This window comes from Actinomyces sp. oral taxon 171 str. F0337 (assembly GCF_005696555.1).
Lineage (GTDB): Bacteria > Actinomycetota > Actinomycetes > Actinomycetales > Actinomycetaceae > Actinomyces > Actinomyces oris_E.
In genome coordinates this window covers 1,887,829-1,913,795 of the sequence record NZ_CP040005.1, presented here as the reverse complement: position 1 = coordinate 1,913,795, position 25,967 = coordinate 1,887,829, and the positions used below count along the sequence as shown (strand labels likewise).

Genomic DNA, 25,967 nt, shown 5'->3' with positions numbered 1-25,967 from the left:
CACGGAGGTAATCTCATGTCATCCGCTGCCACGACTGAGGGGGCGGTCTCCCGGCGCGCTCGCCTCATCGGCAAGGGGTGGATCCAGGGCGTCGCCCTGGTCATGCTCTTCGGGTTCACCGTCATGGGCCTGCTGGCCTATCGCACCTATACCAACTCCATGCCTCAGCCACAGAAGGTGGTCACTGAGAGCGGCGAGACCGTCTTCACGACGCAGGACATCACCGAGGGGCAGAAGCTCTTCCAGGCCAGAGGGCTCATGGAGTACGGCTCCATCCTGGGGCACGGCGGCTACCTCGGTCCTGACTTCACTGCCGAGTACCTCCGTATGGAGGCCACGAGCGTCAAGGAGCAGCTCGCCGCCCAGGGGGTTGCCAACCCGGCGGACGCCACCAAGGAGATGATGCGGACCAACCGCTATGACCCCTCCACGGGAACCCTGGTGTGGACCGATGAGCAGGTCAAGGCCTACAACGAGGCGGTCAGCCACTACACCACGATGTTCGGGCCCGAAGCCCACAGTCACGGTCTCAAGCCGGATCTCATCACCGATCCCGTCCAGGTCAAGCAGGTGACGGCCTTCTTCGGCTGGACCGCCTGGGGCTCGTCCGCGCAGCGCCCGGGGCACGACTACTCGTACACGAATAACTGGCCTGCCGAGTCCCTGGTAGGTAACGCGCCCACCGGCGACCTCATGATCTGGTCGGTCCTGTCGCTGATCGTCCTCATTGGTGGAACCGGGGTCATGTTCGCCATCTACGGCCGCTGGAGCCAGAAGATCGGCTGGCACTCCGAGGAGGCCCCGGCGCTGTCCTTCCGACAACCTGAGGAGATCGGGCTGACCAAGTCGCAGAGGGTGGTTGCGTGGTACGTCTTCACCATTGCCGCCCTGTTCCTCGTTCAGACGCTCCTGGGAGCCCTGGCCGAGCACTACCGGGCCGATGTGCTGTCGTTCTTCGGCTTCGACCTGGGCCGGCTCCTGCCCTTCTCCCTGGCCCGCACCTGGCACGTCCAGCTCTCCTTGTTCTGGACGGCCATCGGGCTGCTGGCTGCAGGCCTGTTCCTGACCCCGTTCATCGCCAGGCGCGAGCCGAAGAAGCAGCACGTGCTGGTGTGGATCCTGTTCATCGCGGCCACGGTCGTCGTCGTCCTGTCCTGCCTGGCGGAGGGGGCCAGCCAGCACGGCCTGAGCTGGGCCAAGGGGCCGCTGTTCGCCCAGCAGTGGGAGTATCTCGACCTCCCCTTCGTCTTCCAGGTGCTGCTGACCCTGGCCCTGTTCGTCTGGGTATTCATCATCTGGCGCGCCATGCGCTCGCGCCTGAGGAACGAGCACGTGGCGAACATGCCCTGGCTGTTCATGTTCGCCGCCCTGGCGATCCCCGCCTTCTATGCCGTGGGGATGATGGCGCGCACCGGTACCCATGTCACTGTCGCCGAGTTCTGGCGCTTCTGGGTGGTGCACCTGTGGGTCGAGGACTTCCTCGAGCTGTTCACCACCGTCATGGTCGCCTACGTGTTCGTCCTCCTGGGCGTGGTCCGGGAGAGGATCGCACTGGGCATCATCTTCATGGACATCATCCTGTACTCCGCCGGAGGCGTCATCGGCACCATGCACCACCTCTACTTCTCCGGCACGCCGGTGGAGCACATGGCTTTGGGTGCCTTCTTCTCAGCGGCCGAGGTGATCCCCCTGACCTTCCTGACGGTTGAGGCCTGGGCCTTCATGCAGCTGGGCGCCAACCGCCACGGCAAGGAGGCCGGCCCCTTCCCGCACCGCTGGGCCGTCATGTTCCTCATGGCTGTCGGCTTCTGGAACTTCCTGGGCGCCGGTGTCTTCGGTTTCCTGGTCAACCTGCCCATCGTGTCCTACTACGAGATCGGGACCGCGTTGACGGCCAACCACGCCCACGCCTCCATGATGGGTGTCTACGGCTTCATGGCGCTGGCGCTGGGGATGTTCGCCCTGCGCTACCTGGTGCCGGCCGACAAGTGGCCCGAGAAGCTCGCCAAGACCTCCTTCTGGAGCCTCAACATCGGCCTGGCATGGATGTGCTTCGCCACCTTGCTGCCGCTGGGCATCCTCCAGCTGCGCTACTCGGTGGGAACGGGCTACTTCGAGGCTCGCCAGCTCACCTACGTCACCAACTCGGTCAACACGATCATCGAGTGGGGACGGATGCCCGGAGACCTCATCTTCATCATCGGCGGAGTCCTGCCCTACCTCTACATCGCCTTCCTGGGACTGAGGAACTGGCGTCGTGGACGAACAGTGGACACCTTCGCCGAGGACGCCCTCTACGAGGAGATCAAGGGCGGGCGCAAGGTCTGGCGCGGTGAGCGCGCGGAGCTGAACGACTGATGGACTCACCCGATCTGAGCGTATGGCTCATCTCCGCCTACGCGCTCATCATGCTGGCCGCTGGGTGGGCCGTGGACGTCCTCGGCTCGCGCAGCGCCCGGCACTCGATGTCCTGGCGGCACGCGGACTTCATGTACCACGACGACGTCGACGGCTGGAGGTGCCACGAGGATCAGTGGCTCTGGCCCACCGCCTTCGACCCGGACAAGCGCGTCATCCGCTACGAGGGGGCCCACGCGATCTGCGGGCGCTGCCCGTCCAAGGACAGCTGCTCTCCCACCCCCGGCCCGCGGGAGATCACCCGGCCCGTCGACCCGTGGCCCTACTCCGACGCCGGACGCTTTCATCGCGGCGTGGGCCTGGTCATCGCCTGCGTCGGCGTCTTCATCCCGATGCTGCTCATGGTGGCCTTTCACGCCACCGGCGACCTCATCGTCCTGGGCACGACGATGGTCGTCGTCATTGTCGCCGGAGTCCTGCCGCTGGCCCGCCACCTGTGGAACGTCCCCGACAACGCGCCGGCCCACCTGCCCCACGTCGGCTCCCAGGAGTACCGCGAGGCGGAGGAGGCACGTCGCTCGGCGAGCACCAGGCCCGTGCCGGTGGCGATCGGCTCACGCCCCTCGGGTTACCGCTCAGTGCGTGAGGCTGCCGAAGCGATCGCTGCCGCTCAGGCGCGTGCGACGGCGTCAGGGCGAACCGTGCACGTCTCCTTCCTCGCCGACTCCGACGGCGCCGGGAGAGCGGACGGCAGGACTGCTGCCTCCGCAGAGCCCGAGCTGCGTCGCGTGACCGCCCTGCGCACCCGCAAGCGAATCCCGACCGCCAGTGCCGAGCTCAGCTCGGACGGTGTCGGCGACGGCGCCCGCGGCGGAGCCCGGCGCTCATGGTCCTCGGTGTGGAACGAGGCCACCGACAACACAAGCAGATGATCCGGATCCAGCCCTGAGCCGTTTCGACCCACCTTCCTGAAGGACCCTCCATGACTACTCCCACCGTCGCCATCGCGGCCCTGGCCGTCCTCGTCCTGATCGCCCTGGCGCTCTCGCTCAAGATCATCACCCAGTACGAGCGGGGCATCGTCTTCAGGCTGGGGCGTCTGCGACCCGTCTACGAGCCCGGCCTGCACCTGGTCGTCCCCTTCCTCGAGCGCCTGGTACGGGTCGACACCCGAGTGGTCACCCTGACCATCCCGCCCCAGGAGGTCATCACGGAGGACAACGTGCCGGCGCGCGTCAACGCCGTCGTCCTGTTCAACGTCACCGACCCCGTCAAAGCCGTCATGGCGGTGGAGAACTACGCGATCGCCACCTCCCAGATCGCGCAGACAACGCTGAGATCCGTCCTCGGCCGGGTCGACCTGGACACCGTGCTCGCCCACCGCAGCGCCCTGAACGCCGACCTGCGTGACATCATCGAAAAGCTCACCGAGCCCTGGGGCGTGGAGGTCAGCGTCGTCGAGATCAAGGACGTCGAGATCCCCGAGCAGATGCAGCGGGCCATGGCCCGTGGAGCCGAGGCCGAACGTGAGCGCCGCGCCAAGATCATCAACGCCCGCGGTGAGCTCCAGGCCTCCGAGGAGCTGCGTCAGGCGGCGGACACGCTCTCGAAGTCACCAGCCTCCCTCCAGCTGCGCTACCTGCAGACCCTTCTGGAGCTCGGCGCCGACCAGAACTCCACGGTCGTCTTCCCCCTGCCGATGGACATTATCGGCCCGCTCCTGGAGCGCTTCGGCCCCCAGGCCGCTCTGTCGGACGCTGACGACGACGAGGGCGACGAATGAGCTGTCGCACCGCGTCACCGATGAAGACCGCCACCGCCGCCCACACCAGCACCATGGCCGCCCACCGGGCCGGCGGGATCTGCTCATGGAAGGCGCCCCAAGCCAGCAGGAACTGGATGGTCGGGGCGATGTACTGACCCATCCCGACCACAGACAACGGTACTCGCCGGGTTCCGGCTGCGAAGAGCAGCAGTGGCACGGCCGTCACCGGGCCGGCCACCACGAGCAGCGCCAGGATCTGCCAACCCTGGTCGGGGGCCTGCCAGGCCGACTGACCCTGCCAGGCCAGGTGGCCCATGTATGCCAGCGCAAGGGGAGCCACGACGGCGCTCTCCACCGTCAGCCCGGTCAGAGCATCCACGTCGGGCCCGATCCGCTTCTTGACCAGTCCGTACAGGGCGAAGGAGAAGGCCAGCGCCAGGGAGATCCACGGCAGCGAGCCCTGCAGCACCACCAGGAGGGCCACTCCAGCGCCCGCCAGCGCGATCGAGACCTGGTGCGCGGGGCGCAGCCGCTCATGCAGCACCAGCGAGGCCAGCGCCACCGTCACCAACGGGTTGATGAAGTAGCCCAGGGCCGCGTCGGCCGTGCGAGCGGTGTTGACGCCGTAGACGTAGACGAGCCAGTTGACCGAGACCAGGAGCCCGCAGACGGCCAGCATCCCCAGCAGACGAGGCGTGCGCACCACGCGGGCCAGCGTCACCCAGCGGTGCCGCAGGGCGATGAGCGCCAGGCAGGAGACGAGCGTCCAGGCGATCCGGTGACCGATGATCTCTACGCTTCCGGCCGCCGAGAGCAGCCGGAAGTAGAGGGGGAAGACGCCCCACAGGGAGTAGCAGCCGATGACCAGAGCCATCCCGGTGCCATCGAGCGTCCCTGACGCCGAGGCCGCGGTGGCGGCCGGAGTGTTCGGCGCGGCGGCGGGGTCGTGCTTCCAGGAGGGGGCATCGGGGGAGGAGGCCATTGTGATCTGTTCTCAGTCCGTTCGCGCTCGGGGATGGTGGCGCTATCCGCACCACCGCTCCACGTAGCATACTGAGGCGCGCAGATCCGCCAGGGGAGGGGATCACGTGACCCCGCTCCCGGCCGTGGACGGCGCGCACCGATCCGCCACGATCACGACGACCCGGACCCCGCACCTGAAGGAGCCCCGCCATGGCTGATACCGCCCGCGCCCGCAAGGTCGCCGACCGTGTTCACGAGACGGTGGCCCGCCTCCTGCAAGGGCGTATCAAGGACCCGCGCCTGGGTTTCGTCACCGTCACCGACGTCCGCGTCACCGGGGACCTCCAGCAGGCCACCGTCTTCTACACCGTCTACGGCAGCGATGAGGAGCGTGGGGAGACGGCCAAGGCGCTGCGCTCAGCCAAGGGACTCATCCGCTCCGAGGTGGGCAAGGCACTGGGAATCCGCCTGACCCCCTCGCTGTCCTTCCAGCTCGACGCCCTCCCCACCACTGCCAAGACCCTCGAGGACGCCCTGGCCCAGGCCCGGGTGCGCGATGCGCAGATCGCCAAGGTCGCCGAGGGGGCCACCTACGCCGGTGACGCCGACCCCTACCGTCATGACGAGGAGACCGAGGATGGCGACCCCGAGGTCGAGGAGACCGGTCCGGAATCCGCAGCGGATGCCGAGGACCTGTGAAGGCCTCCGAGCGGGCTGAGCCGGTGGAGCGGACAGGCCTCCGTAGCGGCCACGACCGTGCACGTCGTCGGCCCGACGTCCCCCGCGGCGTGGTCACGGCCGCCGACGGGATCCTCGTGGTGGACAAGCCCCAAGGGCTGACCAGCCACGACGTCGTCGGCGCCACCCGCCGCCTGGCCGCAACCCGCAAGGTGGGGCACGCCGGCACCCTCGACCCCATGGCCACCGGCCTGCTGCTCCTGGGCATCGGGCGCGCCACCCGCTTCCTCACCTACCTGGTAGGGGCAGGCAAGACCTACGAGGCCACCGTCCGTCTCGGGGTGGAGACCACGACGGAGGACGCCGACGGGGAGATCACCGCAGCCCGCGGCTGCCGGATCGAGGACCTTCCCGAGGATCGCCTCGAGGAGGCGCTGACGAGCCTGACCGGACGGATCCAGCAGGTGCCCAGTGTGGTCTCCGCCATTAAGGTCGACGGCGTGCGCGCCTACAAGCGGGTCAGAGACGGGCAGGACGTCGAGCTGTCGGCCAGGCCCGTCACCATCCACGAGCTGCGCCTGACCGGAGAGCCCCGGAAGACGATCACCGACGGAGCTCGGAGCGACGTCTCAGACGCGGTGGAGGCCGTCGACATCGACATCCTCGTCTCCTGCTCCTCAGGCACCTACGTGCGCGCCCTGGCCCGCGACCTGGGCCGGGCACTGGGCTGCGGGGCTCATCTGACCGCGCTGCGACGCACCGCAGTCGGCCCCTTCGACGTCGACGAGGCCCGCACCCTGGCGGCCCTGTCCGAGCAGGTCGAGGCCGATGCCTCGGCCCCTGAGCCTCGCGGGGTCGCCACGGTCCCGCTGGAGGAGGTCGCCCGGCGCTGCTTCGAGCAGCTGGCCCTCGCTGAGGATGAGGCACGCTCACTGCGCTACGGCCGGCCTCTCGACGCCGCGGTCCTGGAGCGGGCCGAGGCGCCCGAGGGCCGGCGATCGCCGGTCTCACGGAACGCGGCCGAGCAACGCGTCGTGGCCGGATTCGCTCCCAGCGGGCGACTCGTGGCACTGTTGAGGCACCAGGGCCCACGTGCGCGCCCGGTGCTGGTCCTTGATCCGGCCTGAGACGCGTACAACGGGCCGCCGGCCCGTCCGGCGGGAGCACACACGATGAGTACCTTTCCGTGAGGAGACATGATGAGCCAGACCGGCGGATGCCGCTGCGGATGCGGCGGGCACGGCAAGCGCAATGAGCAGGACGAGCGGGCCGCCGCTCCCACAGTCTCCCAGCCGGTGGGAGAGGGCTACCGGCCGGAGCCCGCACAGACCTCCCCGGAGGCCGTCGACGCCGTCGCCATCGCCTCAGCGGTGACGACAGCGCTGGGGGCGGCTGCGCCGCAGGGCATCACCCCTGGGCACAAGGCCGGCAACCTGCTGGGCCTGCGCGACGTCTCCGCGTCCGCCTCGAGCGGCGGCGGCTGCGGCTGCGGAGGCCACTGAGCCGGCCCAGTCACACGCTGCGCCGCTGGAGGGCCTCGGTGACCGTCGCCAGGCGTGAGGGCCCCTCAGCCTCCTCGTATCCGCCCAGGAGCAGGTCCTCCATGATCCGCCCGTCCACCAGCACCAGGACCCGGTCGGCCCGGGCCGCCACCTGGGCGTCGTGGGTGACCATGACGAGAGTCGTTCCCGAGGCGTGAATCTCCCCGAGCAGGTCGAGGATCTGCAGCGCGGTGGCGGAGTTGAGCGCTCCGGTGGGCTCGTCGGCGAAGACGATCCCGGGGTCGTTGATGAGGGCCCGGCAGATGCCGGCGCGCTGCAGCTGGCCGCCGGAGACCTCGGTGACGCCGCTGGTGGCCAGCTCGGCGATCCCCATGCGCTCCATCAGCTCCTCTCCACGCGCCGTGACCTCGGGACGCGGACGCAGACCCGCCAGGAACCCGGGCAGGACGATGTTGTCCAGCAGGCACAGGGTGGTCATGAGGTGCGCCCGCTGGAAGATGAATCCGAAGCGCGTCAGCCGCAGCACCGCCAGCTCCTTCTCACTCAGGCTCGTGATCTCAGTGCCGCCCAGGAGCACCGAGCCGGCATCGGGCCGGTCCATACCGCTCAGGCAGTGCAGAAGGGTGGACTTCCCAGACCCGGAGGGCCCCATGATGGCGACGAACTGCCCCTGCTCGACATCCAGGTCGAGGTCTCGCAGGACGGGGGAGTGGTAGCTCTTGGACAGGTGCTGGGCCCGTAGGGCTAGTTGTCCGTCTCCCGTGGGGACGGCTGGTTCCACGGCTGCTGAGCCGGTGCGCAATGCGGAGCCCGATGGTGTGGAGGCGCGCATTCTGTCTCTCCTTACTCGCCGGTGTTCAGGGTCATGGTCAGGGGCATGGTGCGCAGACGTTTGAGGGCCAGCGCGACGGCGCCGATGACGGTGGCCAGCAGCGCCCCCGGCAGGACGAGCCCCACCAGCCACCAATTGGGAAGGAGCTGGAGGTCGGGTGCTCCGCGTGAGGCCATGACCATCCCGATCGCAGGGCTGCCCAGGGCCGAGGCCCCCAGGAGCCCCAGCGCGATCCCTGTCAGCGCCAGAAGACCGAAACGGACGAGGTACTGCCCCGCAACGGCCCGCCTGGTGCAGCCCAGTGCCATCAGGACGCCGATCTGAGGCCGCTCCCGCGAGACGATGAGGACGGTGAACAGCACCGTGATGAGGAAGGACAGCCCCAGTGCGATGGCGCAGGCCAGCGTGGTGATGACGCGGACCTGGGAGCCGGTGGCCCCGAAGAACTGGGCGGCGTACTGATTCATGCTGATCGCCTGGACTCCCGGATACTCGCCGCTCAGCTGCTTGGCGAGGCTACTGGCCTGCTTGGTGGAGTGGGCGTCGGCGTAGACGATCTGCCACAGCGCGGGAGCGCCGTCGTCGAAGGTGGCCTTGGCGGTATGCCCGTCGTTGGTGATGTCCTGGTAGACGCCCGTGACCGTGAGGTCCTTGTTGCTGTCGGCGGTCTGCACGGTGACCGTGGATCCCTCCTTGGCGCCCGTGGCCTCGGCCTGGCTGTAGGACAGGGAGACCTCGTCGTCCGTGCTGGGACCGCGCCCGGAGATGTACTTCATGGGGAAGGCCTCATGGTTCCCGATATCGATGATCACCGGCTCCCAGCGGCCGGCGGCCGAGGACATCTTGTAGCTGCGGCGCAGCATGGTGGCGTGCCGGGTGACGCGAGGGTCGGAGTCGACGGCCTTCTCCACGGCGGCCAGGTCCTGGACCCCGGCGCGCACATCGATGCGCAGATCGGCCCGGCCCGCCCCCAGGTAGGTGGCGACTTGCGGATTGCTCAGGGTGGTGGAGACGTTCGTCGGCAGCACCATGGTGAAGGTGCACAGCGCCAGGATGCCGAGCAGCAGGGCGTTGGAGGGGCGCAGCGCCTCGCGCGCCCCGAGCCACACCTGAACCGGGAGGCGGCGGAGAGCGGCCAGTCTCCAACGCTGTCGGCGCGGGCGCAGGCTGGCGCTGGTGCCGCTGCGCAGTGCCTCGATCGCCGAGATACGGCCGATGCGCCGCAGGGCCAACCAGGTGAAGCCGATGACGCCGAGTGCCAGGACCAGCACCGTGAGGATCGGCAGCCCCACGCTCCACGGGGTTGTCGCGGGCCTGCCCAGGTAGAGGTTCGTCGGTGCCTCCAGGGCGGTGGCCAGGGACTGCCCCACCGCATAGCCCAGGGTTGCTCCCACTGCTGACAGGGCCAGGTACTTGGCCACGTAGAGGCGGCGTATCCCCCTCAGTGGAGCTCCGATGGCCTTGAGCACGGCGATCTGAGCCAGGTCCGTCTCGATGGCCGCGAACACTGTGTAGCGCAGGGCGAGGATGGCGACAACCGCCAGAACGATCGCCACCACCAGGGCCACGGCCACGATGAGCATGGTGTTCAGGGAGTTCATGAGCTGCATCATCGAGGCGCTGATGTTGATGCCACTGCTGGGCAGACCCGCCTCCTTGTAGGCGTCGATGACGCCACCGGGACGGGCGGAGTCGGTCAGGGTCATCTCAATGAGGTACTCGGGCTCGGTGATCTGCTGCTCCAGGGCGGAGAAGTCCTCGGGTGAGACCACCAGGCGCTTGGAGGGGATCATGGCGGCATTCATCTGGGCGTCGCGTGCGAATCCCACCACGGTCAGGGTCGTCGTCCTGCCGGCGCTGCTGACGGTCACCGTGTCGCCGACATCGGCGCTCTTGATCGCCCGGTAGTGGATCGGCAGGACCACCTCTCCCGGCCCCGGGCTGACGGGCTCGCCATCGTCGTCGAGCAGGAGGTCGAGGTGCTTGGGGGAGGTGACGAAGGCGGGCTCGTTGTAGGACTCGGACTGGTTGACGCCGTTGATGGACAGCTCCTGGCGCGCCACCGGCAGGGTCTTGATGACCTCGTGGTCGGTGACGTCGCTGCGGGCCTCCATCCACGTCTCGATCGCCTGCAGGTCGCGGTCGTCGATCCGGCCGGCGTGCATCTGTACCAGGTCCGGCAGCTCTGCCCGCTGCGAGAGCCGATTCGATGCCGACAGGCTGTCCACGATCAGTGACATCCCGGCCGACATCAGTGTGGCAGCCAGGGCGATGAGAGCGGTCAGGGTCGCGGCCACAACGGCGCCGCGCGCAAGGTCCGCCTTGAGAAGTCGCATCAGCATGACAGCAGCCTCCTTGGAGTCTGTCCTCGGTCTTGCGGGCTCTTTCACAGGTGAGGGATTCCCAGGTGAGGGAACGGTTCATGACGTTAATCGACTGGCAGTCGGTATCGAGAATAGACCGACGGTCGAAACTCGTCAAGGCGTGTCGAGGGCGACCGGGTCGCATCCTGCGGCGCCCCCGTGGCAGGGTTGTCCCGCACAGGCACCTCTCCCGACCCGGCCGGGTGGGCAGGAGCGTGCGGATGCGGATGCAGACAGGGGCGCGTTGCGCCCCGCGGGCCGATGAGAGCAGGGACAGCGACAGTGGAGGTCTGGTACGGCGCCGAGCAGGTGCCAGCGAGCCTGAGCGCTCCGGGAGGACCGGGTTCCGTGGTCACGATGGGCATCTTCGACGGCGTCCACCGCGGGCATCAGGCGGTCCTGGGGCGCGTCGTCGAGCTATCCCACGAGCTCGCCCACGGCGACCGGCGGCCCCTGGCCGTCGCGATCACCTTCGATCCCCACCCCCGTAGCGTCCACCAGCCGGAGGCCGACCTGCCCCTCATCGCCTCCCTGACCGACCGCCTGACCTCCCTGGAGGACCTCGGCCTCGACGCGGTCCTGGTCATCACCTACACGCTCGACTTCGCCTCCCAGAACCCGCAGGACTTCGTGCGCACCTGGCTGGAGGGGCTGCTCGGGGCCCGTGCGGTCGTCGTCGGCGACGACGTCCGCTTCGGTTGGCGCAACGCCGGAGACGCCGCCACCCTGGAGCAGATCGGGAGGGCTGACGGCTTCGAGGTGGAGATCGTCTCCACGATCCGCTCCGACGAGGGGCGGCGCTGGTCCTCGACGTGGATCCGGCAGTGCCTCAAGGACGGGAACATGGGGCAGGTCAGCCGGGTCCTGGGCCGGCCCCACCGGCTGCGCGGCGTCGTCGTACGAGGCCTGCGCCGCGGCCGCGAGCTCGGGTTCCCCACCGCCAACCTGGAGGCCGCCACCGCCGGCGTCGTGCCGCCGGACGGCGTCTACGCCGGCTGGCTGATTCGTGGTGGCGGTGACGGAGGCAGCGTCCAGCGGCTGCCCGCTGCCATCTCGATCGGAACCAATCCCACCTTCGACGACGTCCCCCAGCGTACGGTCGAGGCTCACGTCCTGGGGCGAGCCGACCTCAACCTCTACGGCGAGGAGGTGGGGGTCGAGCTCGTCGAGCGCCTGCGTCCCATGCTCGCCTTCGACGGGCTGGATCCGCTCCTGGCTCAGATGCGCTCCGATATCGAGGACACCGCCCGAATTCTGGGGGTTCCGGTCCCCGAGCCGATTCGTCCCGAGGACGTCACCGCGCAGTAGCCTCGGTGGTGAAGCTGAGTCCTCGGGGGAGTGCCCATCGTCAGGGCACGACCGTGGTATCCCGCTTCAGCCCTGCGATTGTGCCGGTTCACACAGCCTCTGGCGCGATCGGAGGGACACGGCGCTGGTAAGGTTGGCGGGCCGTCGATCGGCCACGGATACCTCATGCCCGGGAGAACCTGCCCCGGCGCTCCGTGCAACGAGACCCGAAGGAGTCCGCATGTCGGTTACCGCAGAGCGCAAGCAAGAGATCATCGCCGAGTACGCCACCCACGAGGGCGACACGGGCTCCCCGGAGGTCCAGGTCGCCATCCTCACCGAGCGCATCTCCAACCTCACCGAGCACTTCAAGGGCCACACCCACGACCACCACTCACGTCGTGGCCTCTACCTGCTCATCGGTAAGCGCCGCCGCCTGCTCGACTACCTCATGAAGGAGGACATCGAGCGCTACCGTGCCCTCATCGCCCGCCTCGGCATCCGCCGCTGAGCGCGCTGACAGCCTCGAGCCGTGCGGCCCGGCCCCCACTGTGAGGGGAGCCGGGCCGCACGGCGTTTCCGGGATGCTTCGCCCACGCTCAGAGCAGTGAGGTGTAGAGCGCCTTGATGTCCTCGCGGGTCGCGGGACGCGGGTTGCCCGGCGTGCACACGTCGGCGAAGGCGTCTTCGGTCAGGGCCTCGATGCCGTCGGCCTCCACTCCGACCTCGGAGATCCGGGTGGGGTTGCCCAGGTCCCGCGTCAGCTGGGCCACGGCCTCCACGGCCGCGGAGCGCGCCTCCTCCAGTGGCATCGTCCGGGCTTCCTCAACCCCGAAGGCCTCAGCGATATCGCGGTACTTCTCCCCGGTGTGCTCGGCGTTGAAGGCCATGACCGGTGCCAGGAGGATCCCGTTGGCAACCCCGTGCGGGGCGTTGTAGCGCCCGCCCAGCGGGTGGGCCATGCCGTGGACCAGACCGAGTCCGACGTTGGAGTAGGCCATGCCGTTGATGTAGGCGGCCAGGCTCATCTGCTCGACGGCGTCGGCGTCCCCGTCGGCAGCGGCCCGCAGGTTCGCCGCGATCATCTGGATGGAGCGCAGGCACAGGGCGTCGGAGAGCTCCCACGCACCCGGTGTGATGTACCCCTCGATGGCGTGGGTGAGGGCGTCCAGACCGGTGGCAACCTTGAGCGAACGGGGCATGCCGTCCATGAGGTCGGGGTCCACGATGGCCAGGACCGGGATGTCGTGGGGGTCGACGCACACGAACTTACGCTGCTTGGCGGTGTCGGTGATGACGTAGTTGATGGTGGTCTCGCTGGCCGTGCCCGCAGTGGTGGGCACGCCGATGATCGGCACGCCCGGCCTGGTGGTGGGGGACAGGCCCTCCAGGCTCAGCACGTCCTCGAAGTCGGGGTTGGTGGCGATGACCGAGATCGCCTTGCACGTGTCCTGGGGCGAGCCCCCGCCCAGGCCGATGAGTACGTCGGCGCCCGAGGAGCGGAAGGCTGCCAGTCCGGCCTGAACCTTCTTGATCGGTGGGTTGGGGGCAACGTCGGAGAAGACCTCCCAGCCGATGCCGGCCTCATCGAGCAGATCTGTGATGCGGGCGGCGGTGCCGTTTTCGGCCAGGACCGGGTCGGTGACGATGAAGGCCTTGGTCAGGCCCCGGCGGGCGATCTCGGGGGCGATATGGGCGATCGCGCCCCTGCCGAAGTAGCCGGTCTGGTTGAAGATCATGCGGTGGGTCATCGTTGACACTCCTGAGAAGAGAAGGAACAGGACTGCTTCGTCCTGCCGTCGGTCGCCACCTTGTCACGATCAGGTGAGCCCGGTCCAGGAAGTCATCGGTTCCGCGCGTCCCATCTCACGTGGCATCCGGTGGCGCTGATCGGCATCATGAGGCCGCGCACGATAGAATCTGCGCGGCTGCGCCCTCGGGTACTCGCCACGGCTCTTCGATGCTCTCCCAGCGTGTGAGCCGACCAGGAGTGCGGAGGAGTCGCAGTCCGCCTCCGGGAAGAGACCCGGAGAGCGGCCGGCCCCGTCGGTTTTCGGTGGTGGCCTCCGGAACCGCGCTCGCGCCCTTGGATCATGGAGATCTGCGTGTGGTAGCACTCGGCTCCGTGGGCCTCGATCGAAGGCCACGGACCCGGCACGACGATCGCGAGAAAGAGACTTCATGTTCATTGACGACCCCGAGGTCACCGCCGCCGAGGCAGTGATCGACAACGGCTCCTTCGGCAAGCGCGTGGTGCGCTTCGAGACGGGCCGCCTGGCCAAGCAGGCCGCCGGAAGCGCCATGGCCTACCTCGACGGTGAGACCGCCGTCCTGTCCGCCACCACCGTGGGCAAGCATCCCAAGGACCAGTTCGACTTCTTCCCCCTGACCGTGGACGTCGAGGAGCGCCAGTACGCCGCCGGCCGCATCCCCGGCTCCTTCTTCCGCCGTGAGGGCCGCGCCGGCACCGCCGCCATCCTGGCCTGCCGCCTCATCGACCGCCCGCTGCGCCCCTCCTTCGTCAAGGGCCTGCGCAACGAGGTCCAGGTCGTTGAGACCGTCCTGGCCATCCACCCCGACGACGACTACGACGTCCTGGCCATCAATGCGGCCTCGATGTCCACCCAGATCGCCGGCCTGCCCTTCTCCGGGCCCGTGGCCGGTACCCGTCTGGCCCTCATCGACGGGCACTGGGTGGCCTTCCCCCGCTACTCCGAGCAGCAGCGCGCCACCTTCCAGATGGTGGTGGCCGGTCGCGTCCTGGAGTCCGGCGACGTCGCCATCATGATGGTCGAGGCCGGCGCCACCGAGCACGCCTGGGAGCTCATCAACGCCGGGGCCGTGGCCCCCACCGAGGCCGTCGTCGCCGAGGGCCTGGAGGCCGCCAAGCCGCACATCAAGGCCCTGTGCGAGGCCCAGCTCGAGGTCGCCCAGCACGCCTCGAAGCCCACCGCCGAGTTCCCCCTCTACCTGGACTACTCCGACGAGCAGTACGACGCCGTCGAGAAGGCCGCCGAGGCCCACGGTCTGGCCGCCGCCATCGCCACCGAGGGCAAGCAGGCCCGCGACCTGGCCACCGACGCCGTGCGCGACGAGGTCCTGGCCGAGCTCGCCGAGTCCTTCCCCACCGAGGAGGACACCAAGGCCCTCAAGGCCGCCTTCCGCTCCGTGACCAAGAAGATCGTGCGCCACCGCACCCTCACCGAGGGCGTGCGCATGGACGGGCGCGGCCTGAAGGACATCCGCACCCTGGCCGCCGAGGTCGAGGTCCTGCCCCGCGTGCACGGCTCGGCCATCTTCGAGCGCGGCGAGACCCAGATCCTGGGCGTGACCACCCTCAACATGCTGCGCATGGAGCAGCAGGTGGACGACCTCTCCCCGGTCACCCACAAGCGCTACATGCACAACTACAACTTCCCGCCCTTCTCCACCGGAGAGACCGGCCGCGTGGGCGCCCCCAAGCGCCGCGAGATCGGCCACGGCAACCTGGCCGAGCGGGCCATCGTGCCCGTCCTGCCCGCCCGCGAGGACTTCCCCTACGCGATCCGTCAGGTCTCCGAGGCCCTGGGCTCCAACGGCTCGACCTCCATGGGTTCGGTGTGCGCCTCCACCCTGTCCCTGCTCAACGCCGGTGTGCCGCTGCGCGCGCCCGTGGCCGGTATCGCCATGGGCCTCATGCACGAGGTCATCGACGGCGAGACCAAGTGGGCCACCCTCACCGACATCCTCGGCTCCGAGGACGCCTTCGGGGACATGGACTTCAAGGTCGCCGGAACCCGTGACTTCATCACGGCCCTCCAGCTGGACACCAAGCTCGACGGCCTGCCCTCCGAGGTGCTGGCCGGTGCACTCGGCCAGGCCCGTGACGCCCGCCTGTTCATCCTCGACGTCCTGGCCCAGGCCATCGACACCCCCGACGAGATGGCCCCCACGGCCCCGCGCGTCCTGGCCGTGCGCATCCCGGTGGACAAGATCGGTGAGGTCATCGGCCCCAAGGGCAAGATGATCAACCAGATCCAGGAGGACACCGGCGCGGACCTGACGGTCGAGGACGACGGTACCGTCTACATCGGCGCCTCCGACGGTCCCTCGGCCGACGCGGCCCGCGACGCCGTCAACGCCATCGCCAACCCGCAGATGCCCGAGATCGGCGAGCGCTTCGTGGGCACCGTGGTCAAGACCACGACCTTCGGCGCCTTCGTATCGCTGACCCCCGGCAAGGACGGCCTGCTCCACATCTCCCAGATCCGCCGGCTCGTCGGCGGCAAGCGCGTGGAGAACGTCGAGGACGTCCTGAACGTGGGGGACAAGGTCCAGGTCGAGCTGGCCGAGATCGACCAGCGCGGCAAGCTGAGCCTGCACGCGGTCCTCACCGACGAGCAGCTCGCCGCCGAGGCCGAGGGCGAGGCCTCCCGCAAGGCCTCTCGTGAGAACGGCTCTCACCGTGAGGGCAAGGACGAGGACGGCGAGCAGCCGCGCCGCGAGCGCCGTCCGCGCCGTCGACGCATGCGCAGCGCCGACTCTTCCGAGGAGGAGTGAGGCCCGTTCAGCGGCGCTAGCCGGCTGACGTGCACGGTGTCCCCGATCGGTCCCCTGGGCCGGGAGGGGACACCGTCGTCATCGGGGAGCGCGTTCGCTGCGCGCGGCAGGGCGTGGCCGGGTGGGGGAACGACAGTGGGCCCCGCAGCCCGTTAGTCTTCGCGGGTGACCAACCCAGACATGCGACCCGGCTCAGCCCGGCCGGCGGCCTCTCAGCCCTCCTCGACCCCCGCGACCGGGGAGTCCTCGAGCCCGACCGACTACGCCGAGGTGGATCTCGGGCGCGGGCGGCCCGGCCGCGACGGGACCGAGCTGACCCTGCACGACGACGGCGCGCTCACCCGCCGCTCAGTCCTTCCCGGTGGGGTGCGAGTCATCACCGAGTCCGTGCCGGGGCTGCGCTCGGCATCGATCGGCATGTGGTTCGGTGTCGGGAGCCGTGACGAGGTGCCCGGCCAGGAGGGCTCCACCCACTTCCTGGAGCACTTGCTGTTCAAAGGCACCGCTACACGTGACGCCCACGACATCGCCGAGGCCTTCGACATGATCGGCGGGGAGTCCAACGCCGCCACCTCCAAGGAGCACACCTCCTACTACGCCCGCGTGCTCGCCCCGGACAGCATGCAGGCCCTCGACGTGCTCGCCGACATGGTGACCTCCTCCCTCCTGGAGCCGACCGACGTCGAGACCGAGCGCGGCGTCATCGTCTCCGAGCTGGCCGACGCCGCCGACGACCCGGCCGACGTCGCCCAGGAGGCCTTCGCCCGTGCCGCCTTCGGTGAGGACACGCCGCTGGGCCGGCCCATCGGCGGCACCAACGAGACCGTCACCGCGGTTCCGCGCGACGCCGTGTGGGAGCACTACAGGCGCACATACGCCTCCGACACCCTCGTGGTGGCGGCCGCCGGCGCCGTCGACCACGACGAGGTCTGCGAGCGGGTCCTGGCCGATCTGGCCGCGGCCGGCTGGGACGCCTCACCCGACGCCGTCCCGCGCGAGCGCCGCTTCGAGATCGAGCCCTTCGCGCCCCTGGACGTCCACGACATCACCGTCCCGCGTGAGAGCGAGCAGACCCACCTGTACCTGACCTGCCAGGGCATTGCCGTGCGCGACGAGCGGCGCTGGGCCATGAGCGTGCTCACCACCATCCTGGGCGGGGGTATGTCCTCGCGCCTGTTCCAGGAGGTGCGCGAGAAGCGGGGCCTGGCCTACACCACCTACGCCTTCGACGCCTCCTACGCCGGCGCCGGAGCCTTCGGGCTCTACGCGGGCTGCGCCCCCGGCGACGTCGACGAGGTGTGCGCCGTCATGATCGGTGAGTTCGAGAAGCTCGCCGAGCACGGCGTCACCGAGCGGGAGATGATGCGCGCCCGCGGCCAGCTGCGCGGGGCCATGGTGCTCGGGGGAGAGGACTCCCTGGCGCGCATGGGACGCCTGGGGCGGGCCGAGGTCGTCACCGGGCGCCTGCGCTCCATGGAGGAGAACCTGCGCCGCCTGGAGGCCGTCACCCCCGAGGCGGTCCGTGAGATGGCCGCCTGGCTGGTGGAGCAGAAGCGCGCCCGTATCCTCGTGGGCCCGGTCGACTGATGACTGCCGATAACTGAACGGGGCCGACGACGCACTGCGGCAGGCGTCGTTGGCCCCTCGTGCTAGTGATCCGCATGGGCCGGGCCTTGGGTCAGCGACGGAAGCCGAAGGCGGCGCTGATGAGCTGGTCGAAGGCGCGGTCGGGCAGGACCCGGCGCGCGGCGATGAGCGGCTTGGCCATGAAGCCCACGGCGTAACGGGTCCGGGGGTGGTGGGCGGTGACGATCTTGCCGACGGTGCGGGCGATGACCTCCGGCGGGGAGTAGCGACGCCGGTTCGACTCGCTGCGCATGGCTCCGGCCACGGCCCTGATCTGATTGGCGTAGGCGCTGCCGTCGGCCGTGGCCTCCAGGTGGTCGGCGGCGATCGATGCCCACTCGGTGCGGATGCCGCCGGGCTCGACCACGACGACGTCGATCCCGAAAGGAGACAGTTCGATGCGTAGGGCGTCGCTCAGGGCCTCGACGGCGTACTTGGTGGCGTGGTACCAGCCGCCCAGCGGTGTGGTCAGTTTCCCGCCGATGGAGGAGATGTTGATGATGGTTCCCGAGCCCTGGGCGCGCATGTGCGGGGTGACGAGCTGGGTGAGGCGCCCCAGGCCGAAGACGTTGACCTCGAACTGGCGCCGGGCCTCGTCGATCGGGACGTCCTCGATGGCCCCGTAGGAGCCGTAGCCGGCGTTGTTGACCAGGACGTCGATGCGGCCGGTCTCTTCCAGGATGCGGTTCACGCCGGCGCTCATGGAGGCGTCGTCGGTGACGTTCATGGCCAGCGGGCGGATGCCGTCAGCGGCCAGGACCTGGAGACGGTCGGTGCGGCGGGCTGCGCCGTAGACGATGTAGCCCAGTGCCTGGAGCTTGCGGGCGGTGTCCTCGCCGATGCCGGAGGAGGCGCCGGTGACGAGCGCGGTGCGGGTCGCACCGTGGTCTGCTGAGTCGGCAGGAGAGCTCGTAGTGGCGGTGGCCTGGTCGGGAGCGGTGGTGGTCATCGTCTGAGGTGTCCTCTCGTTAACATGAATCGTCGTTCAGGTACTATCGTGAATGTAGATTCATGTTTGTGCAAGTGAAATGCTCGGCACGGTATCGGGCATGCCTGAGGAAAGGGAGAAGAATGGCTCGGGTGACCCATGGTGCGGTCGATAGGGGCCGGACGGTGTCGGAGGCGAGCGGTGTGGTGTCGGAGCGCTCGGTACGGCGTGCTGATGCGGTGCGCAACCGGACCTCCATCCTGGAGGCAGCCAAGCAGCTGGTCGCCGAGCAGGGCGCAGACGTTGCCATGGGGGAGATCGCTCGGGCAGCCGGCGTGGCCGTGGGTACGCTCTACCGGCACTTCCCCAACAAGGCCGACCTGCTCGCGGCGGTTGTCAACGAGTACGTCGAGGCTCTGGCCGATGACGCTCAAGGCGCTTGGGAGCGTGTCGAGGCCGGTCGGTCCGATGTCGACCAGGAGCTCCTGGGCTTCCTGGAGCGGGCGTTGGAGCTGATCGCCCGCAGCCATGCCGCCAAGAGTGTTGCTCAGGCGCTGGGGGCGGAGGTGGAGTACGCCGAGCCGGAGAGTCGCGCCACCGAGGCGCTGGGGCGCCTCATCGAGGCGGGGCGCTCCAGCGGCCGGCTGCGATGCGACCTCACCGTCTCCGACCTCTACATCCTTATGGTCTTCTACCCCGGTGACGATTCTGCCGAGGTCCGTCGGCGCTGGCTCGAACTCATCCGCCCCGGTCTGCTGGGGCGCGCGAGCTCTGACTCCCAGGGGGTTTGAGAGATCCGAGGGTGGTGAGGAGTTCTGGTTGAGCCGTTGTCTAGGCCGGGGCGGCCGTTGCCATGAGGTGGCCACGGGCCAGGGTGTGAGTCCTGATCGTGAAGCCGAGCATCTCGGGGGTGGCGGTACCTGACTCCGGCAGCTGCTCGATGTCGAGAGCGGTCACGGTGAAGTAGTACCGATGCGGTGAGTCCCCCTTGGGAGGGGCCGCGCCCAGATAGCGGGGCATACCGGCGTCGTTGGGGACCTGAACCGCTCCAGGGGGAAGCAGTGTCGAGTTGGCGTCACCCGCACCTGCCGGCAGCGTGGTGGTGGAAGCGGGCAGGCCGTGCACTGCCCAGTGCCAGAACCCGGAACCGGTCGGTGCGTCGATGTCATACATGGTGACGACATAGCTCTTGGTTCCCTCGGGGCCAGGGCTCCACTCCAGCTGAGGGGACTGGTCCTGCCCGCCAGGGACCCCGAAGATGCCCGACATCTGGGCTCGGGGCAAAGGTGCCCCATCCATGAGGGTCTGACTGCTCACAGACAGGCTCGGCACCTTCGGCAGCTTCTCGTAAGGATCGTCCGGTGCCGAGGTGGCTGAAACGCTCGCTGACGTTGTTGTCGCTGCAGAGGTGGATGCGTCAGATGCGGAGATGGGGGAGCAGGCGGAGCAGCACAGGAGGACGATGCAGCCGATACTCATCCGTTGGCGTCTGCGGAGACAAGGTTCCTTGAGTGTCTGCCTGTTGAGCCGACTGAGAAGACGGGGGTCGTCGCCGGGGGTGGCGAGATGGTCTGAGGTGGGACTGAGAGCGTTTCGCATGGCCTCAACCATAGGTGGGGTGTCTCTTTATATGAACATCTGTCTCATGATTCAGACAAACGACTCTGCTGTTTCGCGAATCCGATCCAGGGCTTCGATGAGGCTGTTAATGGCAAGCGGAGTGCCTGCTTCCTGTAGTGAACGCTCCAGTGCGCGAACTCTCTTATCTGCTACTGCCAGGCTGCTTCTTCCGCGTTCGGTCAGCCGCAGGACCAGCGCCCTGCCGCCGTGCGGAGATGGCTGGAGGGCGATGAACTCCGCTTCCCTGAGCCGTTTGACGGTCTGACTCATGGCCTGCTGGGAGATGTTGCAGTCCCGTGCCAGTTGCGACGCGGTGGCTTCATCCCTTCGCTGCAGCATGATCAGGGCGTTGTACTGGGCCTTGGTCAGGCCGCTGTCGAGAATTGCTCGATCCTTGGCCTTCTGGCTGGCCTCGGATGTTAGACGGAGGTGAGGGAGTAGTCGGTTTGTGGATTCCATGTCGGGAGTATAACATTTAATTGTATTAAAACAAGTGCTTGTGATGATGGTTGGTTGATGATGCTGAGACTCATGGGCCGTGAGGGGGTATCCAATGTTTGGTGAGTCTCGCTTCGCGTAGAAGCCGGTGGCTAGGGTGGGGCCATGACGATTCGCGTAGCTGTTGTGGGCGCCGCCGGGCGCATGGGATCGACCGTCTGCCAGGCGGTGGAAGACGCCGAGGGGCTCGAGCTCGTGGCCCGCCTGGACGTGGGGGACACCCTCGACGCCGAGCACCTGGCGGGCGCCAACGTCGCCGTCGACTTCACCGTCCCCAGTGTCACCGAGACCAATGTTCACGCCCTGCTCGACGCCGGAGTGGACGTCGTCGTGGGAACCACCGGCTGGAACGAGGAGTCCTACGGGCGTATCCGCGAGCACCTGGCCCGGCCCGAGGCCGCAGGTCGCAGCGTTCTCATTGCCCCGAACTTCGCCCTGTCCGCTGTGCTGGCCATGGGCTTCGCCGCGAAGGCCGCCCCCTACTTCGAGTCCGCCGAGGTCATCGAGTTCCACCACCCGAATAAGGTCGATGCGCCCTCGGGCACCGCGGTCGCCACTGCCCAAGGCATTGCCGCCGCCCGCGCCGAGGCGGGCCTGGGTGCCATGCCGGACGCCACCCAGACCGACCCCGACGGCGCTCGAGGGGCGGTCGTCGACGGCGTCCACGTCCACGCCGTGCGCCTGCGGGGACTGACCGCCCACGAGGAGGTCGTACTCGGCAACCCCGGTGAGCAGCTGACCATCCGCACCGACTCCTTCGACCGGGCCTCCTTCATGCCCGGCGTGGTCCTCGCCGTGCGGCAGGTCGCCGGCCGCCCCGGCCTGACCATCGGCCTGGACGCCCTGCTCGACCTCTAAGACGGGGGAGTGGGCAAGGAGCCAGGCGGGAGTCGGTCAGGAACGGTGAGGTGCTACAGCGAGGCCGCCCAGCAGTCCTCGGTGATGCCCTCGCCGACGCCGAGCACCCGGTGGGCCCCGGTGGGCGCCATGCCGACCGAGGACAGGAGCCGGCTGACCGACTCGTCCCCGCGCACCGCCCATGCCACCAGAGCCCTGGCGCCGTCCTGACGGGCCAGGTCCACGGCCGCCGCCAGGAGCCGGGAGCCGTGTCCCCGGCGCTGACTGGCCGGCTCCACGCCCAGGGCCGTGACCTCCACGGCCTGCACCCCGGCCTCATCAGCCTGCCCCTCGGCGTCCATGGACTGGGTGGGGGCCAGGCCCAGCAGGCCCACCACCGTCCGGCTCGCGGCCTCCGCCTGGGCGGTGGTGGCCACCAGGACGTGGTGCTCGGGCGAGGGCGGCTCAGCCACCGCCGCCTCCCAGCCCGCTGCGATGACCGGGGCGGCGATCATCGCCCGCACGCCCTCGGGCAGCGGCGCACCGTGCTCGGCGGTGTGTCCTGCCTCCAGGGAGGCGAGCATGGTGGCGGCCTGGACCTGCCCGATCGCCGTCAGGTCCGCCGCCCTAGCCGGGCGCACGAAGCCTCCTGGTGCCTGGGGGGCGCTATGGTCATGCTCCGTACGGTCGTGAGCGCCGGGGGAGTGGTGGTGCGGTGCACGCGTATCCGGGTCTGGGGTGAGTCCGGCCAGCGGGTCGGCGCCCAGCACGGAGCCGTCCCGGCTGTCGGAGGGTGATGATGGTGATGATGACGATGATGGCGATGATGGCGATGCAGTCTCGGGGGTCGAGGAGGTCATGGACTGAGCCTAGGTGACAGTCCTGCCGGGCCGGCGGGCGCAGCCGGGAATGCGGGTGCCTATGAGACGGATCATGAGAAGGGGTCCTCTGCGGGCCGGGTGCGCGTTAGGGTGGCGCCATGAGCGCAGCCCCCTCCCGCAGCTTCGGTTCCGTCGGCGTCGCCATGGTCACGCCCTTCACGCCCAGCGGGGAGGTCGACTTCGACGCCGCCCGTGCCCTGGCAGTCAGCCTGGTCGACGACGGCGCCGACCTGATCCTCCTGTCGGGCACTACCGGTGAGTCCCCGACCACTCATACTCCCGAGAAGCAGGAGCTGATCCGCCAGGTCAAGGACGCCCTGGCCGGACGCGCCATGGTCATGGCCGGTGCCGGCTCCAACGACACCGCCCACGCGGTGCGCATCGGCGTGGCCTCCCAGGAGGCCGGTGCCGAGGGACTGCTCATCAACGCCCCCTACTACAACCGCCCCAGCCAGGAGGGCGTCTACCAGCACATCAACGCCGTCGTCGAGGCCACCGACCTGCCCGTCATGGTTTACGACATCCCCGGGCGCACCGGCGTGAAGATCACCGAGGACACCCTGGCCCGCCTGGCCGAGAACCCCCATGTCAAGGCCGTCAAGGACGCCACCGGCGACGTCGAGCAGGGCTTCCGCCGCATGGAGTCCACCGGCCTGGAGTACTACTCCGGCGACGACGGACTCAACTTCGCCTGGCTCACCCACGGCGCCTCCGGCGTCATCTCCGTGGCCGCCCACGCCGACGCCCACTCCTGGCGCCAGATGATCGGCGCCGTCGACGCCGGAGACCTGGCCAGCGCCCGCACCCTCGCCCGGAGCCTGCGTCCCCTCGTGCACGCCATCATGGGTGGCGGGCAGGGGGCCGTCATGGCCAAGGAGGCCCTCCACCTCCAGGGACGCCTGCCCAGCCCTGCCCTGCGCCTGCCCCTGGTGCGCGCCGAGGAGGATGAGGTCGCCGCCCTGCGCGAGGTCCTGGCCGCCTCCGGGCTGCTCTGAGAACCGGTAGGGCACCGACACCATGCGCATGTGGTCGCTGCACCCGAGCCACTTGGACCGTGCGGGCCTGGTGGCCTGCTGGCGCGAGTCGCTCCTGGCTCAGGCGGTCCTGGCCGGTCGCACGCGCGGCTACTGCAACCACCCCCAGCTCGAACGCTTCCGAGCCGCCCCCGATCCGGTCGCTCCCGCGGTGGCGGTGGGCGCCTACCTGTGGGGGCTGCGAGAGGAGGCCGTCCAGCGCGGCTACCGCTTCGACGCCACCCGCATCGACCTGCCCGAGCCGGAGTGCACCGGCGTCAGCCTGACGGTCACCGAGGGGCAGATGGACCTGGAGCGCAGACACCTTCAGGCCAAGCTGGCCGGGCGTGCCCCCGAGCTCCTGCCCCTGCCCGAGCGGCTTGAGGCGCACCCGATCTTCCGGGTCGTCCCCGGCGACGTCGAGCCCTGGGAGCGGGCACTGACCCCGTAAGCATCGGAGCGGGCTCAGAGGCGACCGCTATCTCGGCCGATCAGTCCTCTCCCGCGGTCCTTTCGAGCACTCGCTCGCGCACGACGCGGCGCAGGATCTTGCCGATCTGGGAGCGCGGCATCTCCTCAATGACCTCCAGGCGGTGCGGCAGCGCGTAACGCGGGACCGTCCGCTCGGCGTGCTCCCGCACCGCCTCCAGGGTCACGGAGTCCGGCGCGGTCCCCTCGGTGAGAACGGCGGCGGCGCACACGAGCTCGCCCATAGCGCCGTCAGGGAGCCCCACCACCGCGACGTCGGCCACGCCCTGCATCGAACGGATCGCCGCCTCCACCTGACTGGGGTAGACGTTGAAGCCGCCGGTGAGGATCAGCTCGCGCTTGCGGTCGGCCATCCACAGGAAGGAGTCCTGGCGACGCACGATGTCGCCCGTGCGCAGCCATCCGCCCGCCAGGATCGCGGCCCGCGTGGCCGCCTCGTCCTCCCAGTAGCCGGCGAAGACCTGGGGGCCGCGCACCAGCAGCTCGCCCGGCTCGCCGTCGGGCACCTCCCGGTCGGGGTCCGGCTCCTCGGGGTCGACGACGCGCACGTCCGTGGACGGGAAGGGCAGGCCCAGTGCGCCCAGTCGGCGCGAGGGCCCCATGGGCGTGCCCGCGACGATCGGACTCGTCTCAGTCATGCCGTAGCCCTCGACGAAGAAGCCGCCGGTCGCCCTCTCCCAGCGGACCCCGACCTCCGGAGGCATCGGGGCCGCCCCGCACACCCCGTAGCGCAGGGTGTCAAGGCTCGTGCCCCGCTTCTGGGCGCCGTCGAGGATCCGCTCGAACATGACTGGCACACCGACGAAGAAGGTGAAGGGGCGCCGCTCGTGCGCAGCGAGGACCTGATCCACCGAGAACTTCGGCAGCATCACCTGGGTGGCGGCCTTCTGTACCGCGCAGAAGAGGTTGAAGGTCAGCCCGAAGGCGTGGAAGAAGGGCAGTAGGCACAGGAAGTTCTCCCCGCCCTCGTGCAGCATCGGCACCCAGGCGATGGCCTGGTTGGCGTTGGCCCGCAGATTGGTGTGCGTGAGCATCGCCGCCTTGGGGGTGCCGGTCGTCCCACCGGTGTGCAGCAGGACCGCGACGTCGGAGCCTCCCGGGTAGGGGAAGCGTGAGGGGATCCGGTGAGCGCCGGCCACCTCCTTGTCCCAGGAGCGCACCCCTGCCGGCAGGCTCTGGGTCCGGAAGGATGCCCGCTGCCGGCGGGCCCGCTCCACCGGGAGACGCAGCGCGGCTCGAAGGCGCACCGGCATCGCTGCCGACAGGTCCACGCTGAAGACCGTGCGCCCCTGGAGCACGTCGCCGGCGCGCGAACCAGCGGCCGCATCCGTGACGAGATCGATGCCCTTCTCCCACACGATGACGACGCGGGCCCGGTGCGCATCCAGCTGGGAGCGGATCTCCTCGGCGGGCGCCAGCGGGTTGTGCTCAGCCACGACCGCGCCGATGCGCAGCGCCCCGTAGAGGGCGACGGCATGCTGCGGACAGTTCGGCATGATGAGAGCCACCCGGTCGCCCTTGTGCACCCCCGAGGTCCGCAGTACCTGCGCCGCGCGCTCCGAGGCCTCCAGCAGATCTCTGTAGGTCATTGCCGCACCCAGGAAGTCGATGGCGACCCGGTCGGGGTAGAAGCGCGCCGCCGTCTCCAGCAGCTCGCTCAACGGCGCGTCGGGAATCTCGATCGCCGCGGGGATACCGGGCTGGTAGTGCGGGCGCAGGTAGTGGCGGTGGTCCTGGGTGGCCTGCTGCGGCGAGGCTCCGGCGTTGATCGTGCTGTCACTCATGTCT

The 25,967-nt window shown here is 69.2% G+C and carries 23 protein-coding genes; 14 read left to right on the top strand and 9 right to left on the bottom strand.

Annotated features, from left to right (window positions below; translation table 11 throughout):
• Nucleotides 1-15: 15 nt before the first annotated feature.
• Genes FBF36_RS08390 through FBF36_RS08380 form a run of 3 tightly spaced genes read left to right on the top strand, consistent with a single transcriptional unit; the run spans nucleotide 16 to nucleotide 4,141 of the window.
• Nucleotides 16-2,358: a nitric-oxide reductase large subunit gene (locus tag FBF36_RS08390; protein WP_009396531.1), complete on the top strand. Its 2,343-nt coding sequence runs from the start codon at nucleotides 16-18 to the stop codon at nucleotides 2,356-2,358.
• Nucleotides 2,358-3,290 carry a hypothetical protein gene (locus tag FBF36_RS08385; protein ID WP_009396530.1) on the top strand — a complete coding sequence of 311 codons (933 nt, stop codon included), beginning with the start codon at nucleotides 2,358-2,360 and terminating at the stop codon, nucleotides 3,288-3,290. The genes FBF36_RS08390 and FBF36_RS08385 overlap by 1 nt, the downstream gene beginning before the upstream one ends.
• Before the next feature lie 50 nt (nucleotides 3,291-3,340).
• A complete protein-coding gene (locus tag FBF36_RS08380) occupies nucleotides 3,341-4,141 on the top strand; it encodes a slipin family protein (RefSeq protein WP_009396529.1) in 801 nt (266 codons plus the stop codon).
• Here the strand turns inward: FBF36_RS08380 and rarD are convergent.
• Complete coding sequence (gene rarD / locus FBF36_RS08375; RefSeq protein WP_009396528.1) at nucleotides 4,065-5,105, bottom strand: EamA family transporter RarD; 1,041 nt, start codon at nucleotides 5,103-5,105, stop codon at nucleotides 4,065-4,067. The genes FBF36_RS08380 and rarD overlap by 77 nt on opposite strands.
• A gap of 191 nt (nucleotides 5,106-5,296) precedes the next feature.
• Between rarD and rbfA the strand changes: the two genes are divergently transcribed.
• From rbfA to FBF36_RS08360, 3 genes are all read left to right on the top strand, one after another.
• Entirely contained in the window at nucleotides 5,297-5,785 is a 489-nt protein-coding gene (gene rbfA / locus FBF36_RS08370) for a 30S ribosome-binding factor RbfA (RefSeq protein ID WP_009396527.1), read from the top strand.
• A complete protein-coding gene (gene truB, locus FBF36_RS08365; RefSeq protein ID WP_087944003.1) occupies nucleotides 5,782-6,891 on the top strand; it encodes a tRNA pseudouridine(55) synthase TruB in 1,110 nt (369 codons plus the stop codon). The genes rbfA and truB overlap by 4 nt, the downstream gene beginning before the upstream one ends.
• A gap of 72 nt (nucleotides 6,892-6,963) precedes the next feature.
• Nucleotides 6,964-7,266: a hypothetical protein gene (locus FBF36_RS08360; protein WP_075376229.1), complete on the top strand. Its 303-nt coding sequence runs from the start codon at nucleotides 6,964-6,966 to the stop codon at nucleotides 7,264-7,266.
• 10 nt (nucleotides 7,267-7,276) lie between these two features.
• Here the strand turns inward: FBF36_RS08360 and FBF36_RS08355 are convergent, their stop codons facing one another.
• Both FBF36_RS08355 and FBF36_RS08350 read right to left on the bottom strand, forming a co-directional pair.
• Nucleotides 7,277-8,098 carry an ABC transporter ATP-binding protein gene (locus FBF36_RS08355; RefSeq protein ID WP_075376230.1) on the bottom strand — a complete coding sequence of 274 codons (822 nt, stop codon included), beginning with the start codon at nucleotides 8,096-8,098 and terminating at the stop codon, nucleotides 7,277-7,279.
• Between the two features lie 11 nt (nucleotides 8,099-8,109).
• Complete coding sequence (locus FBF36_RS08350) at nucleotides 8,110-10,440, bottom strand: FtsX-like permease family protein (RefSeq protein ID WP_009396523.1); 2,331 nt, start codon at nucleotides 10,438-10,440, stop codon at nucleotides 8,110-8,112.
• Nucleotides 10,441-10,743: 303 nt separating this feature from the next.
• Between FBF36_RS08350 and FBF36_RS08345 the strand changes: the two genes are divergently transcribed.
• Together FBF36_RS08345 and rpsO are read left to right on the top strand one after the other, a co-directional pair.
• The gene (locus tag FBF36_RS08345) at nucleotides 10,744-11,769 is read left to right on the top strand and encodes a bifunctional riboflavin kinase/FAD synthetase (RefSeq protein WP_034492351.1); all 1,026 of its coding nucleotides are present in this window, start codon (nucleotides 10,744-10,746) and stop codon (nucleotides 11,767-11,769) included.
• 220 nt (nucleotides 11,770-11,989) lie between these two features.
• On the top strand, nucleotides 11,990-12,259 hold the full coding sequence (gene rpsO, locus FBF36_RS08340; RefSeq protein WP_003786006.1) for a 30S ribosomal protein S15: 270 nt from the start codon (nucleotides 11,990-11,992) through the stop codon (nucleotides 12,257-12,259).
• A gap of 88 nt (nucleotides 12,260-12,347) precedes the next feature.
• Here rpsO and fucO read toward each other — a convergent pair whose 3' ends face one another.
• Nucleotides 12,348-13,499: a lactaldehyde reductase gene (gene fucO / locus FBF36_RS08335; protein WP_138137366.1), complete on the bottom strand. Its 1,152-nt coding sequence runs from the start codon at nucleotides 13,497-13,499 to the stop codon at nucleotides 12,348-12,350.
• A gap of 430 nt (nucleotides 13,500-13,929) precedes the next feature.
• On the opposite strand from fucO, the gene FBF36_RS08330 reads away from it, so the two are divergent.
• Both FBF36_RS08330 and FBF36_RS08325 read left to right on the top strand, forming a co-directional pair.
• Entirely contained in the window at nucleotides 13,930-16,287 is a 2,358-nt protein-coding gene (locus FBF36_RS08330) for a polyribonucleotide nucleotidyltransferase (protein WP_009396519.1), read from the top strand.
• A gap of 180 nt (nucleotides 16,288-16,467) precedes the next feature.
• Nucleotides 16,468-17,874 carry a M16 family metallopeptidase gene (locus tag FBF36_RS08325; RefSeq protein ID WP_138137836.1) on the top strand — a complete coding sequence of 469 codons (1,407 nt, stop codon included), beginning with the start codon at nucleotides 16,468-16,470 and terminating at the stop codon, nucleotides 17,872-17,874.
• 91 nt (nucleotides 17,875-17,965) lie between these two features.
• Here the strand turns inward: FBF36_RS08325 and FBF36_RS08320 are convergent, their stop codons facing one another.
• Nucleotides 17,966-18,862 (bottom strand): oxidoreductase, encoded by an 897-nt coding sequence (locus tag FBF36_RS08320; protein WP_009396516.1) that lies wholly within the window; start codon nucleotides 18,860-18,862, stop codon nucleotides 17,966-17,968.
• A 122-nt stretch (nucleotides 18,863-18,984) separates the two neighbouring features.
• Between FBF36_RS08320 and FBF36_RS08315 the strand changes: the two genes are divergently transcribed.
• Nucleotides 18,985-19,632: a TetR/AcrR family transcriptional regulator gene (locus FBF36_RS08315; protein ID WP_009396514.1), complete on the top strand. Its 648-nt coding sequence runs from the start codon at nucleotides 18,985-18,987 to the stop codon at nucleotides 19,630-19,632.
• Nucleotides 19,633-19,672: 40 nt separating this feature from the next.
• On the opposite strand, the gene FBF36_RS08310 is transcribed toward FBF36_RS08315, so the two are convergent.
• A complete protein-coding gene (locus FBF36_RS08310; protein ID WP_225792323.1) occupies nucleotides 19,673-20,158 on the bottom strand; it encodes a YbhB/YbcL family Raf kinase inhibitor-like protein in 486 nt (161 codons plus the stop codon).
• A gap of 333 nt (nucleotides 20,159-20,491) precedes the next feature.
• Entirely contained in the window at nucleotides 20,492-20,920 is a 429-nt protein-coding gene (locus FBF36_RS08305) for a MarR family winged helix-turn-helix transcriptional regulator (RefSeq protein ID WP_009396508.1), read from the bottom strand.
• 144 nt (nucleotides 20,921-21,064) lie between these two features.
• Between FBF36_RS08305 and dapB the strand changes: the two genes are divergently transcribed.
• Nucleotides 21,065-21,817, top strand: coding sequence for a 4-hydroxy-tetrahydrodipicolinate reductase (gene dapB, locus FBF36_RS08300; protein WP_009396507.1), 753 nt, complete (start codon nucleotides 21,065-21,067; stop codon nucleotides 21,815-21,817).
• 53 nt (nucleotides 21,818-21,870) lie between these two features.
• Here the strand turns inward: dapB and FBF36_RS08295 are convergent, their stop codons facing one another.
• Nucleotides 21,871-22,656, bottom strand: coding sequence for a GNAT family N-acetyltransferase (locus tag FBF36_RS08295; protein ID WP_034492347.1), 786 nt, complete (start codon nucleotides 22,654-22,656; stop codon nucleotides 21,871-21,873).
• Between the two features lie 119 nt (nucleotides 22,657-22,775).
• Here FBF36_RS08295 and dapA point away from each other — a divergent pair, with 119 nt between their 5' ends.
• On the top strand, nucleotides 22,776-23,672 hold the full coding sequence (gene dapA, locus FBF36_RS08290; RefSeq protein WP_009396501.1) for a 4-hydroxy-tetrahydrodipicolinate synthase: 897 nt from the start codon (nucleotides 22,776-22,778) through the stop codon (nucleotides 23,670-23,672).
• A 22-nt stretch (nucleotides 23,673-23,694) separates the two neighbouring features.
• Complete coding sequence (locus tag FBF36_RS08285) at nucleotides 23,695-24,141, top strand: pyrimidine dimer DNA glycosylase/endonuclease V (RefSeq protein ID WP_009396499.1); 447 nt, start codon at nucleotides 23,695-23,697, stop codon at nucleotides 24,139-24,141.
• A gap of 40 nt (nucleotides 24,142-24,181) precedes the next feature.
• Here FBF36_RS08285 and FBF36_RS08280 read toward each other — a convergent pair whose 3' ends face one another.
• Nucleotides 24,182-25,963, bottom strand: coding sequence for an AMP-binding protein (locus tag FBF36_RS08280; protein WP_009396497.1), 1,782 nt, complete (start codon nucleotides 25,961-25,963; stop codon nucleotides 24,182-24,184).
• Nucleotides 25,964-25,967: the final 4 nt, after the last annotated feature.

What these genes read in the sequence shown, in the direction of transcription:
- FBF36_RS08390 (WP_009396531.1), top strand. Translation starts at nt 16, where the DNA reads ATGTCATCCGCTGCCACGACTGAGGGGGCGGTCTCCCGGCGCGCTCGC.
- FBF36_RS08385 (WP_009396530.1), top strand. Translation starts at nt 2,358, where the DNA reads ATGGACTCACCCGATCTGAGCGTATGGCTCATCTCCGCCTACGCGCTC.
- FBF36_RS08380 (WP_009396529.1), top strand. Translation starts at nt 3,341, where the DNA reads ATGACTACTCCCACCGTCGCCATCGCGGCCCTGGCCGTCCTCGTCCTG.
- rarD (WP_009396528.1), bottom strand. Translation starts at nt 5,105, where the DNA reads ATGGCCTCCTCCCCCGATGCCCCCTCCTGGAAGCACGACCCCGCCGCC.
- rbfA (WP_009396527.1), top strand. Translation starts at nt 5,297, where the DNA reads ATGGCTGATACCGCCCGCGCCCGCAAGGTCGCCGACCGTGTTCACGAG.
- FBF36_RS08360 (WP_075376229.1), top strand. Translation starts at nt 6,964, where the DNA reads ATGAGCCAGACCGGCGGATGCCGCTGCGGATGCGGCGGGCACGGCAAG.
- FBF36_RS08355 (WP_075376230.1), bottom strand. Translation starts at nt 8,098, where the DNA reads ATGCGCGCCTCCACACCATCGGGCTCCGCATTGCGCACCGGCTCAGCA.
- FBF36_RS08350 (WP_009396523.1), bottom strand. Translation starts at nt 10,440, where the DNA reads ATGCTGATGCGACTTCTCAAGGCGGACCTTGCGCGCGGCGCCGTTGTG.
- rpsO (WP_003786006.1), top strand. Translation starts at nt 11,990, where the DNA reads ATGTCGGTTACCGCAGAGCGCAAGCAAGAGATCATCGCCGAGTACGCC.
- fucO (WP_138137366.1), bottom strand. Translation starts at nt 13,499, where the DNA reads ATGACCCACCGCATGATCTTCAACCAGACCGGCTACTTCGGCAGGGGC.
- FBF36_RS08330 (WP_009396519.1), top strand. Translation starts at nt 13,930, where the DNA reads ATGTTCATTGACGACCCCGAGGTCACCGCCGCCGAGGCAGTGATCGAC.
- FBF36_RS08325 (WP_138137836.1), top strand. Translation starts at nt 16,468, where the DNA reads ATGCGACCCGGCTCAGCCCGGCCGGCGGCCTCTCAGCCCTCCTCGACC.
- FBF36_RS08320 (WP_009396516.1), bottom strand. Translation starts at nt 18,862, where the DNA reads ATGACCACCACCGCTCCCGACCAGGCCACCGCCACTACGAGCTCTCCT.
- FBF36_RS08315 (WP_009396514.1), top strand. Translation starts at nt 18,985, where the DNA reads ATGGCTCGGGTGACCCATGGTGCGGTCGATAGGGGCCGGACGGTGTCG.
- FBF36_RS08305 (WP_009396508.1), bottom strand. Translation starts at nt 20,920, where the DNA reads ATGGAATCCACAAACCGACTACTCCCTCACCTCCGTCTAACATCCGAG.
- dapB (WP_009396507.1), top strand. Translation starts at nt 21,065, where the DNA reads ATGACGATTCGCGTAGCTGTTGTGGGCGCCGCCGGGCGCATGGGATCG.
- FBF36_RS08295 (WP_034492347.1), bottom strand. Translation starts at nt 22,656, where the DNA reads ATGACCTCCTCGACCCCCGAGACTGCATCGCCATCATCGCCATCATCG.
- dapA (WP_009396501.1), top strand. Translation starts at nt 22,776, where the DNA reads ATGAGCGCAGCCCCCTCCCGCAGCTTCGGTTCCGTCGGCGTCGCCATG.
- FBF36_RS08285 (WP_009396499.1), top strand. Translation starts at nt 23,695, where the DNA reads ATGCGCATGTGGTCGCTGCACCCGAGCCACTTGGACCGTGCGGGCCTG.
- FBF36_RS08280 (WP_009396497.1), bottom strand. Translation starts at nt 25,963, where the DNA reads ATGAGTGACAGCACGATCAACGCCGGAGCCTCGCCGCAGCAGGCCACC.